Origin of the sequence: Trichocoleus sp. FACHB-6 (genome assembly GCF_014695815.1) — a bacterium.
Classification (GTDB): domain Bacteria; phylum Cyanobacteriota; class Cyanobacteriia; order Cyanobacteriales; family FACHB-T130; genus Funiculus; species Funiculus sociatus.
Genome location: NZ_JACJOY010000125.1, coordinates 102,224 through 113,302, shown reverse-complemented (window position 1 = coordinate 113,302; position 11,079 = coordinate 102,224). Strand labels below are relative to the sequence as shown.

Here is an 11,079-nt window from a genome sequence, read left to right as displayed (position 1 = left end):
CAGATGTAATTTTGCTTACCCCTTCTCTTGCCGTTCTTACGGATGTGAGTGGATTGACAGTCTGGGCATTGCATCAAAACCAACCCTAATTCATCCCTCCATTATGCAACGCCGATTTTTAAACGCAGAGGTAGCGCTGTCGCTTCGCTAACGCAAAGGTTCGCAGAGTCCTTTGCATATCTTTGCGCTTAAAAAGTAATTTAAGGCTGTAAACGATTACTTACGCTAAACTGACCACTAACTGCTGTATTCTAATCAAGGATTTTGAGGCAAGTGCGATGTCTTGGCAACGTCCTGATGGTCGGCAACCTGATCAACTTCGTCCGATTCGTTTTGAGCGAATGTTCACCCGATTTGCCGCTGGTTCTGTTCTGACTAGCTGCGGCGATACCCATGTTCTGTGTAGCGTGACTATTCAAAAGGGTGTTCCCAAGTTCTTAGAAGGTAGCGGTAAAGGCTGGCTAACTGCTGAGTACCGAATGTTACCAAGCGCCACACCCCAACGCCAAGAACGGGAATTTCTCAAGCTGTCTGGACGCACTCAAGAGATTCAGCGATTGATTGGGCGCAGTCTCCGGGCATCTCTCGATTTGCAGGCGCTGGGAGAACTCACGGTGACTGTGGATGCGGATGTTTTACAGGCGGATGCGGGAACTCGTACAACGTCGATTACAGGCGGATTTGTGGCGCTTGCAGATGCCTTGGAGAAATTGGTGCAGATGGGAGAGTTGGAGCGATCGCCTATTCGTCATCAAATCGCTGCCGTGTCAGTTGGACTTTTAGAAGGTGAGCCATTTTTGGATTTGAACTACGTTGAAGATGTTGGCGCTGAGGTAGATTTCAACGTGGTGATGAACGAACATCTGGGCGTAATTGAAGTTCAAGGAACTGCGGAGGAAGGAACTTTTAACCGCACTCAGATGAATCAAATGTTGGACTTAGCAGAAAAGGGTATTCAAGAAATGCTGATAGCACAGCGCGAAGCTTTAAAAACTGCATTTAGCTAAATTAATTTTCTGCTAACAAGCTGTATTTTTCGTCAAATACCTCTTCCCAAGAAAGTGAGGTTAATTGACATTTCATTCCCATTTCCTCCTCAGCGTTTTTGACTGCTCTACTAAAGGATTTATCCCAGATAGACTCAATAAAATTTCGATTCAAGCTAGGAACTTCCTCTTGAATATCTTCAATCTCTAGACGAGCCGAACGAATACTAATGCTCCAACTAGCACTACGTAGCCCTGGTTGACACTTCCACTTAATTACGTGGCTCATCAGCCGAATTAGCTGACTTTTCAGGGACAATCTTTTTGATTTTCCCATTGATTCAATTAAAAAAGCTAAACCCTCGCTTGCTTCCATCCATTTTTCCTCTCTCAAAAGTTCTTGGACTGCGATCGCAGTTTGATACTCAGAACTTGCAGCAAGCCATTCCCAATCCTGTTTAGTTTGCATTACGACCTCGTATCAGTTATCACGCTCTTAAGCTAATGAGCTGTTGACTTTTTAATATATTTATGATTTTAAAATTGCTTCCAGTACCGATTATATAGATATAAGCCTATAGTTACTATGGAAATACTAGGTGGTAATTGAAACGGAATGTGGAAAAAAATTAAGATTAATTGCGATGACAGGGAAGCGCGATCGCGCTTTCCTAACCTTGCATCCTAGTCATCAAGCAGATTACAACCTCTTTTCCATGTTGACGGGGTTAACAATTTCTCTAAAGCACAGCCGCATCGATGTTTGAGAGAATCTGAGACAATAAGCCTTTGCAATCAACTATTTCAGCCGCCTCCAGACACAAAATTAGGAATCACCATAAGGGAGAACTCTATGAAATTGGCTTACTGGATGTATGCAGGCCCGGCTCACATCGGCACCCTGCGCGTTTCTAGCTCCTTCAAGAACGTCCACGCCATCATGCACGCGCCGATTGGAGATGACTACTTCAACGTCATGCGCTCAATGCTAGAGCGCGATCGCAACTTCACCCCAGTTACCATCAGTTCCGTTGACCGGAACGTTTTGGCGCGTGGCTCCCAGGAAAAGGTTGTGGACAACATCACCCGCAAAGACGCTGAGGAACACCCTGACCTGATTGTCCTAACTCCCACCTGCACCAGCAGCATTCTCCAAGAAGACCTGGAAAACTTTGTGGAACGCGCTTCCATAGAAACCAAGTCAGACGTGATGCTGGCGGACGTGAACCACTACCGCGTCAATGAACTGCAAGCAGCCGACATCACCCTGCGGCAAATTGTCCAGCTTTACATCGAGAAAGCCCGGAAAAAAGGCGATTTACCAGAAGGGAAAACGGAAAAGCCCTCAGTTAACATTCTCGGAATTTCCAGCCTCGGATTTCACAATCACCACGACTGCACCGAGTTGAAGCGGTTGATGGTTGATTTGGGAATTCAGGTAAACGAGGTAATTCCCGAAGGCGCATCGGTTCACAACCTCAAGAATTTGCCGAAAGCTTGGTTTAACCTGGTTCCTTACCGCGAAATCGGGCCAATGGCGGCTCGTTACCTAGAGCAAGAATTTGGGATGCCTTATGTAGATATTACGCCGATGGGTGTGGTGGAAACAGCGCGTTGCATCCGCAAAATTCAGGAAATAATTAACGCTCAAGGCGCAGATGTTGACTACACAGACTACATCAACGAGCAAACTTTGCACGTTTCGCAAGCCGCTTGGTTCTCCCGTTCAATTGATTGCCAAAACTTGACAGGGAAGAAAGCTGTGGTGTTTGGCGACAGCACTCACGCCGCCGCTATCACCAAAATTCTGTCCAGAGAAATGGGAATTCATGTTGTTTGGGCGGGTACTTATTGTAAGTACGATGCTGAGTGGTTCAAAGAGCAGGTGGGCGAATACTGCGATGAAGTGATTGTCACCGAAGATCATGGTCAAATTGGGGATGCGATCGCTCGTGTGGAACCTTCTGCCATCTTCGGCACCCAAATGGAACGTCACGTCGGTAAGCGTCTAAATATTCCCTGCGGCGTAATTGCAGCACCGATTCACGTGCAGAATTTCCCCATCGGTTACAAGCCATTCTGCGGCTACGAAGGCACCAATCAAATTACTGATTTGATCTACAATTCCTTCACTTTGGGAATGGAAGATCACCTCTTAGAAATCTTCGGCGGACACGACACCAAGGAAGTGATTACCAAGGGGATTTCTGCTGGTTCTGACCTCGGCTGGAACAAGGAAGCGCAAGCAGAACTCAACAAAGTTCCTGGTTTTGTTCGCGGCAAAGTGAAGCGCAACACCGAGAAATTTGCACGCGATCGCGGTTTCAACGTCATCACCCTAGAAGTGATGTATGCAGCTAAAGAAGCAGTCGGCGCGTAATTCGGCAGTCAGCCATTAACATTTAGCAGTCAGCCCTAAAAGCTGGCTGCTATTTTATAATAAATTTAATATTAAATTTATGTCTTTTTTATTAATAAAAAGGTAAGATATATGACTCAAACTCAAGTAGCAATTTCTAAAACATCCTACACTATCAAATGGGACAAATTACCCGATGACTTTCAATTACCTGACGAGCCAGTGGAAAACATTTATCACCCTTTATTAGCATCGGCGCTGCGAGAAATTCTAGAAATTGCTGGCTTTATCACTGCATCCATGCTGATAGCTTCAAACTTTGGTATTTGTGCCAATGTGAACGAGAAAATAGTTGTAAAAGCACCAGACTGGGTTTACATTCCGAATGTGCCAGCCGTCGCACCTGGAGCCATTCGCCGCAGTTATACGCCTCATGCAGAGGGTGATATCCCAGCAGTTGTTATGGAGTTTCTATCAGATACCGAACAGGGTGAATATTCCGCTAAATCTACTTATCCCTATGGAAAATGGTACTTTTACGAGCGCATTTTACAAGTACCAATTTATGTAATTTTTGACCCTAATCATGGGACATTAGAAGTCCATGACTTAGTAGAGGGACACTATCAACTGCGACAACCCGATGCGAATGGACGTTACTTGATCGCATCAATAGGTTTATTTCTGGGAGTTTGGCAGGGAACAAAGGCAGAAGTAACTGCTAATTGGTTACGGTGGTGGGATGATGGAAATATGCTACCTTGGGGAGTCGAGCGAGTAGAACAGAGTTTACAGGAAGGAATTCAACAAGGAAAGTTGACAATTGTTAATCGTTTGCTGGCTCGAAGAATCGGCGCGATCGCTCCCGATTTACGATCAACAATAAACAGCTTATCTGCAACTGCTCTCGATGAATTAAGCGAAGCTTTATTAGACTTTTCGGATGAAACAGAACTAGTCACTTGGCTAGCACAGCATCAAGCATAAACGTTTTGGAGTTTGACAGCGATCGCGCATTAGGACTAAGTAAATATTACTATTCAGCAGCCACCCATATAAACTGGCTGCTGAAATATTTTAGGAGTAGAGACAAACAAGTTACTTAGTTTTTTTGTTCACTGTTTTCAGCAGTTCAGTAATCGACTTTAGCTGGATTTGGGAGAAGTAAGCCATCGCAATAATGACAGCTACTGGAACTCCTCCATAAGTCAATATGGCATTTAAACCTCCTGATTCTGGCGATTTAGAAGAGTCAGTTGGATTAGAAGACATAAGAATACTCTGCTCTTGTTCTACCTTACTCACTTTCTTTTGAGTGGAGAAGTCATACCCCAATTTTTGAGGAAACGAGGTTGAAAGATGGGAGATTCCAGCCTCATTGTGCTGATTCTGATTCATAATTGGTCTCAACGAAACTTAAAGGACAGGCTTCAATTCCACTGTCTGCTTCAACCTGTTAGCAGCTGCTTGGTTTAGGTGTTAAGTGGCTTTCTTAGTTTCAGAATAAGGGCAGATTATTGTCAGTTAGATTTTTTGACCAGATCTTAAGTTTTGTTAAGACAGTCACACTATTTGTAGACACCGCCCTCTGAGTTTGAGTTCTTCTTGTTCCCTTTTTCCCATGCGAAGCCTTGTGTATTGCGTAGTATTGCTTGAAGTTTTTCTTGGAAAGTTTTTGCACAATCATTAAGCTCCCGAATTTTATCTTTCATACTAAGGTCTTTTTTTGATGCAGCTAAACAACTGCTAATGCAGAACTGCTCTAATGTAGATAGCGTGTTAATCTGTTTTCCTCGGTTCTCGTTGAGTTTCACTAAATTTTTCAATTTATTCTGATTACTCTTGTACAGTTTTCCTTTTTTCTTTTTTTCCTCTTTTTTCCTAAGTCGATACTCGTCATAGGCACTTTTTGATGACCAGCTAGAGTAGCCAAAGTCTTGCTTGCACACAGCGAACATTGCCGCAGCATGACACTGAATGATATAAAACATGGCTTCTCCCGGAGATTGAAGCGTGAAGTTTAGCCCGAATTTTCTAGCCGATTGAGCAATAATGTCCCATCCGTTTTCAAGGACATCGTAAAGGGCTTTGTAGTACTCCACCCAAGCTATGTAAAAATTCCTTTCACTTTTCTCTAGGTTTGACAGAAAAAAAGGCTCTTTAAAGCAATTAGCCTTTAAAACGCTGTGCAGTTTTTTGAATCGGTCATCAATTCCACGCCACCACTCCAATTGGTCTGGATGTTTGCAAGAAGCAACCCATGATAGGGACGGAATCCAAAAAATCTCATTTATAATTGTTTGAGTTTCTGCCTTAAAAAGATTTGACATTTTTACCCACTTATTGATTGAATGGCTCTACACTCTTTAGCTTAAACAATAGGCAATAGAGAGCCTTTGGATGAGGAGAAGAGGTAGTGATCGCATTCTCTCCAGCAAAACGCGATCGCTTTATCCCGAATGATAGTTTTGTGTATTGGCTTTGGATAAAGAGGAGGAGCGATCGCCTCTCTCCCTACCCTTACAATTAACTTATTTTGTATCTTCTGGTAACTGTGGAGGTTCGTTTGGTAAAGGCTGAGCGGTAGTATCAATCGTTTGCACTATCTCAGTTGGTTGAGAAGTATCTTGTCGTTGTGCTTTCGCCTCAGAAAGTTTTTCTTTAGCAATACCAGCCACCGTTTCAGTTGTGTCTTTGACTTGTTCGGCAATATTTTGAGCGCTGCGCTTTAGAGCTTCTAAATCATCCTGAGTTTTCTTATAGTCTTCTTTTAGTAACTCTGCCGCCTGAGTCATTTTTTGATTCAGTCCCTCGGCATACTGTTGAGGGGCTTGAATAATTGCATCTGAGACAATTACTCGTTTGCTTCCAGTGGATGCGATCGCTTCTAACGGAAGCAGGTAAATCCCATCCAAAATCCCACGCCAACCACTAGAAACAAATAAGTAATTAACGATAGCGCCAGTTTGAGGATTGAAGAGATAATCTACTATTTTGCCAACTTTGTTACCTGCGTCCGTCCACACTTCATGACCAATTAAAGAAATTTTCTGAATTGGCGTTTCAGGTTCAATAACTTCTGAAGTGTTGTTGACGATAATACTATCGGTGCCAATAGTAGTAATTTGCTCCCAGCTAAACACCTGTTTCAGACCACCCAAAAATCCTGACTTGCAGGTAAAACCTATAACTTGGTGAGATTGAGGATTTAACCACAATTGATCTACACGACCGGCTTCTTCTGCTGTACTGCGATTCAGCACCAGCCGATTGAGTAACTCACTTTGTCTAATAATCTGTGGTTGTGCGTTCATAACCAAAATCCTTAAAGATTTATCCAGTTGGCAACCTATGCTGCTTTAGGTTAGCAAGCGTAGGGAAGCGATCGCCTAAAACTAAGCTAGATCGTAAATTTCTATTAATCAAACTTGAAGTGAATAGAACAACGGGTTAACTACTGAGGATTGCTTGCCAAATGTAGCCTCACAGACAAATGCTATTACTAATCAAAAAAAATTAGCTGGGTCATTGAGGAGCGAAGATACGCTCTTCAATGACCCAGCCTTTTTTACAATTACCTTTTGTAGGGGCGCACAGCCGCGTCCCGTAGGGTCTATACAGCCTTATCTAAGGGCAGCAGGAGGCAAAGCTAAGCGCGGAGGTGTTTGCGGATATTCGCGGGGCTTGTGACCGTTCCGAGAGGCTTCTGGAGGCGTATCCTGAAGTAAAACGTCCCGAATCAGTCGCGCCGCTACTCGTTGCACCAAACCGCCAGCAATTTTTTGTCCCATCCGCTGAGTTTCTGGCTTCATCAACAACTGGGGAATCACAGGCAGCAGTTGCATCGCGTCAAAGCCCTTAGTTTCTTGGAGAATGTCCCAAATCCGTTTGATATGATCCAGACTTTGGGATGTCTCCACCGTTGGCGGTGCCTCATTAACCGTCATTCCCACCCGTTCGCGTAACGAGTATGTGAAATTTTGGAAAGACCGCCGTCCGAGCGTGTCTACACCCTTAACAATTTCATCAATCAGGTTTTCCCGGATAAACGCGCCCCGTTCCGAGAAAAGAAAATCAAGCGTTTGATTCAACACCTGATTCAGGTCGTAATCGTCACTGTTACGGGCATTTTTTAACAGATTTTCCAGACGATTCCAGCGGAAACTGCCGTCTTTAAACAGCAGGTCGCGCAGAGATGTCCGTAACTCTGGCGAGGGGTCTGTCAAGAGGCGTTTGGCAACGTAGGGGTAGGCTTTACTGAGAACTTTGAAGTTCGGGTCAACATTAATGGCAATCCCTTCTAGCGTGACCAGAGAGCGGATAATCAGCGCGTAGTAAGCTGGGACGCGGAAAGGGTACTCATACATCAAAGCCGACATATCGTCGGTGATGCTCTTGAAGTTCATCTCCGCGACGCTAGCTCCCAGTGCGTTGTTAAAGACTTTGGCAAGCGCTGGCATGATGGGAGTCAGGTCAGTATCCGGAGTTAAAAACTCTAGCTTCACGTAGTCGCGGGCAAGTCCTTCAAAGTCGCGGTTGACCATGTGAACGACTGCTTCTATCAAGCCATATCGCTGATAAGGCTTGACCTCGCTCATCATGCCGAAGTCTAGATAAGCTAGCTGACCGTCAGTAGTTGCTAACAGGTTGCCAGGATGGGGGTCAGCGTGGAAAAAGCCATGTTCTAGCAATTGCCGCAGCGAACACTGGACACCGACTTCAATTAAATGAACCGCATCAATTCCTTGAGCGCGGAGTGTCTCTGGCTGAGTTAACTTGGTGCCATTGATCCACTCCATCGTCAAGACGCGACGCTGAGTATATTCCCAGTAAATCTTGGGAATGTAAATATCTTGTAAGTGACCGTATAGAGAAGCAAAGCGCTCGGCGTTGTGTCCCTCTTGGGTGTAGTCCATTTCTTCATAGATGCGGGTGCCAAACTCATCCATGATGGCTACCAAGTCACTCCGCACCTGTTTGAGATTGTTTTGCGCCCACTGAGCAAGACCGCGCAGAATGTAAATATCTAGGGCGATGCGTTCTTTCAAACCGGGGCGTTGTACTTTTATCGCAACGGTTTCGCCTGTTTTCAGCTTACCCTTGTAAACTTGTCCCAGTGAAGCTGCTGCTACTGGATCTGGAGTAATTTCAGCGTAAATGTTTTCCGGGCGATCGCCTAATTCTTCCTCAATAAATCTATATGCCACTTCGTTCGGAAATGGTGGCAGCTGGTCTTGCAGCTGTGTGAGTTCATCTAAATATACCGGAGGAACTAAGTCAGGTCGCGTCGAGAGTGCTTGTCCTACCTTGATGTAAGCTGGCCCCAGTCTGGCGATCATTTGGCGCAACGCAATTGCCCGTTTCCGTTCATTTTGGGCAACCTTTCCTGTTTGCTTGTCCCACCACAAACTGAAGGCAAAGCGCAGCAATGGCACTAAAATGCCAATCAGTCGCCCCCATACTTGGAATGGTTGGTGCCGATAAATCTCGTTAATGGCGACGGGATTGTAGCGCAGTCCTTCTGGTTGGATATAGCTTGTAGTAGGTACTGAAGACGGGATATACCGCGTCTCTACATCAACCTCAACAGGCGCTAAAGTATCTGTCTTTTCGATGACAACTGTGCCTGTCTGGTATGGGGCAGAGGAGACTGTTTTTACATTCATAAGCTTGGGAAGCGACTTCAGGGCGATGTAAAGTATTGTAACAATAACTGTTGTTAGGATAATGAAGCGCTAACGCGCCAAAGCTCGAAGCAATAGCGGGGAAGTCAATCTCCCGGTTTGGCGAAAAGTTTCGAGACTTGAAAGTAGACACTAAACTAAATTTGGTAGCTCAGTACCCGTTTTCTTTTCATTAATCTATTACGTATGTGGCACTTGCCATTGTTCACTGGGTTGCCAGTGCCTGACCTCTCCCCTCAAGGTGAACTTTGCTCCATGCTCCTGTCTCTACGGATTGAAAACTTTGCCTTGATAGACCAGCTAGAACTCGAATTCGGCGTTGGTTTGAATGTTCTTACTGGCGAAACTGGTGCCGGAAAGTCGATTATTCTGGATGCGATTGATGCTGCTTTAGGCGGGAAAGTATCTAAATGGTCGATTAGAACTGGTGCTGAACGCGCGATGGTGGAAGCTACTTTTAAGGTAGACCCATTGATGAGTGATTGGCTGTTGGAGCAGGAGATTGAACTGCTCGACGACAATGCTATAGTTTGTTGTCGGGAAATTGCCTGCTCTCAGGGAAGTCTCCGCAGTCGATCTCGCGTGAATGGGGTTCTGGTGAACCGACAGATGATGGATCGTCTGCGCGATCGCTTAGTGGAAATTACCGCTCAAGGTCAAACTGTACAGCTTATGGCACCAGCTATCCAGCGCGAGTTGCTGGATGTCTACGCTGGCGAAGCCGTACTTAGACAGCGAGATGTGGTTCAAACTGCTTATCTTATCTGTCAACAAGCACAAGCTTTGCTTGACAACCGCCGCCAGTCTGAACAGCAACGGTTACAAAGGCTTGACTTGTTAGAATATCAAGCTAAAGAATTAAACACCGCTTCTTTAAACGAACCGGACGAACAAGAACAGCTAGAACAAGAACTCCAGCGCCTCAGCCATGTGGTGGATTTACAAAAGCTGAGTTATCAGGTTTATCAAGCTCTCTACCAAAATGACTCCGGCGAGTCAGCGGGTGCTGACTTGTTAGGGCAAGCCGAGGCAACACTTAGTGATATGGTGACATATGATGCTAGCCTGCAACCAGTATTGGAAATGGTAAGTACCGCACTGGCGCAGGTAGTGGAAGCCGGACAGCAAATTAACGCCTACGGTGATAATTTGGAGGCAGATCCCCAGCGACTAACTGAGGTTGAAGAGCGGATCAGGGAACTTAAGCAGATTTGCCGCAAGTATGGCCCGACTTTAGCGGATGCGATCGCATACCATACTCGCATCGGGGCAGAACTGGTAGAACTTCAGGGAGAAGGACAGTCTCTCGAAGAACTGGAAAAAAATTATCAAGCGTGTCAGGAAACCTTAACCGAAGTTTCTAGCAAACTCACAACTCTGCGCCGCGTTGCTGCTGGGGAACTGGAAACGCGACTGGTAGCAGAACTCAAGCCTTTAGCAATGGAAAAGGTGCAGTTTCAAGTTAAGATTTCGCCTATTTCCCCAACTGCAACTGGTGCAGACGCGATCGCCTTTTTCTTCAGTCCGAACCCCGGAGAACCACTGCAACCGCTGGCTGCAACTGCTTCTGGAGGAGAAATGAGCCGCTTTTTGCTGGCTTTGAAAGCTTGCTTTTCGGCAGGAACACACGGTGATGCTACCCTTAACGCTCCGGGTACGCTAATCTTTGATGAAATAGATGTGGGAGTGTCTGGAAGAGTAGCGCAAGCGATCGCAGATAAACTTCACCAACTTTCCCAACGACAGCAAGTTTTGTGTGTTACTCACCAACCCTTGGTTGCAGCAATGGCAGATCGACATTTTCGCGTCGATAAACAAGTCATCGAAACCAATGGCAACGATAAATCACTTCATCCTTCATCCTTCATCCTTCCTCCCTCCGAACGCACTGTCGTTAGGGTAAGCGTTCTGGACAATCATCAAACTCGCCGCCAAGAACTAGCAACCCTAGCTGGCGGACACTCTGCCAAAGATGCGATCGCCTTTGCCGAGTCTCTTCTTACTCAAGCCGCCACGGTCAAACACACCTACCCTGGATAAAAGCAGATGT

Annotated in this window: 10 protein-coding genes and 1 pseudogene; 5 read left to right on the top strand and 6 right to left on the bottom strand. The window is 45.5% G+C overall.

The features are described from left to right. A pseudogene (locus H6F66_RS29595) lies at nucleotides 1–74 on the bottom strand (IS1 family transposase); the annotation flags it as partial. 204 nt (nucleotides 75–278) lie between these two features. Between H6F66_RS29595 and rph the strand changes: the two are divergent. Then, on the top strand, nucleotides 279–1,007 hold the full coding sequence (rph, locus tag H6F66_RS25540) for a ribonuclease PH (RefSeq protein WP_190427520.1): 729 nt from the start codon (nucleotides 279–281) through the stop codon (nucleotides 1,005–1,007). A 1-nt stretch (nucleotide 1,008) separates the two neighbouring features. On the opposite strand, the gene H6F66_RS25535 is transcribed toward rph, so the two are convergent. Beyond that, complete coding sequence (locus tag H6F66_RS25535; protein WP_190427517.1) at nucleotides 1,009–1,455, bottom strand: DUF29 domain-containing protein; 447 nt, start codon at nucleotides 1,453–1,455, stop codon at nucleotides 1,009–1,011. Nucleotides 1,456–1,585: 130 nt separating this feature from the next. On the opposite strand from H6F66_RS25535, the gene H6F66_RS25530 reads away from it, so the two are divergent. The 3 genes from H6F66_RS25530 to H6F66_RS25520 all read left to right on the top strand — a co-directional run bounded on the left by H6F66_RS25530 (nucleotide 1,586) and on the right by H6F66_RS25520 (nucleotide 4,332). Then, nucleotides 1,586–1,753 (top strand): hypothetical protein, encoded by a 168-nt coding sequence (locus H6F66_RS25530; RefSeq protein WP_190427514.1) that lies wholly within the window; start codon nucleotides 1,586–1,588, stop codon nucleotides 1,751–1,753. 86 nt (nucleotides 1,754–1,839) lie between these two features. Next, the gene (gene bchB, locus H6F66_RS25525; protein WP_190427513.1) at nucleotides 1,840–3,366 is read left to right on the top strand and encodes a ferredoxin:protochlorophyllide reductase (ATP-dependent) subunit B; all 1,527 of its coding nucleotides are present in this window, start codon (nucleotides 1,840–1,842) and stop codon (nucleotides 3,364–3,366) included. Between the two features lie 111 nt (nucleotides 3,367–3,477). Continuing rightward, on the top strand, nucleotides 3,478–4,332 hold the full coding sequence (locus tag H6F66_RS25520) for a DUF4351 domain-containing protein (RefSeq protein WP_190427510.1): 855 nt from the start codon (nucleotides 3,478–3,480) through the stop codon (nucleotides 4,330–4,332). A 111-nt stretch (nucleotides 4,333–4,443) separates the two neighbouring features. On the opposite strand, the gene H6F66_RS25515 is transcribed toward H6F66_RS25520, so the two are convergent. From H6F66_RS25515 to H6F66_RS25500, 4 genes are all read right to left on the bottom strand, one after another. After that, nucleotides 4,444–4,743 carry a hypothetical protein gene (locus H6F66_RS25515; RefSeq protein WP_190427508.1) on the bottom strand — a complete coding sequence of 100 codons (300 nt, stop codon included), beginning with the start codon at nucleotides 4,741–4,743 and terminating at the stop codon, nucleotides 4,444–4,446. Between the two features lie 170 nt (nucleotides 4,744–4,913). After that, nucleotides 4,914–5,675: a hypothetical protein gene (locus H6F66_RS25510; protein WP_190427505.1), complete on the bottom strand. Its 762-nt coding sequence runs from the start codon at nucleotides 5,673–5,675 to the stop codon at nucleotides 4,914–4,916. Nucleotides 5,676–5,876: 201 nt separating this feature from the next. Continuing rightward, nucleotides 5,877–6,659: a PRC-barrel domain-containing protein gene (locus tag H6F66_RS25505; RefSeq protein ID WP_190427503.1), complete on the bottom strand. Its 783-nt coding sequence runs from the start codon at nucleotides 6,657–6,659 to the stop codon at nucleotides 5,877–5,879. Nucleotides 6,660–6,968: 309 nt separating this feature from the next. After that, the gene (locus H6F66_RS25500; protein ID WP_190427500.1) at nucleotides 6,969–9,011 is read right to left on the bottom strand and encodes an AarF/ABC1/UbiB kinase family protein; all 2,043 of its coding nucleotides are present in this window, start codon (nucleotides 9,009–9,011) and stop codon (nucleotides 6,969–6,971) included. Between the two features lie 273 nt (nucleotides 9,012–9,284). Here H6F66_RS25500 and recN point away from each other — a divergent pair, with 273 nt between their 5' ends. Further along, the gene (gene recN / locus H6F66_RS25495) at nucleotides 9,285–11,069 is read left to right on the top strand and encodes a DNA repair protein RecN (RefSeq protein ID WP_190427573.1); all 1,785 of its coding nucleotides are present in this window, start codon (nucleotides 9,285–9,287) and stop codon (nucleotides 11,067–11,069) included. Nucleotides 11,070–11,079: the final 10 nt, after the last annotated feature.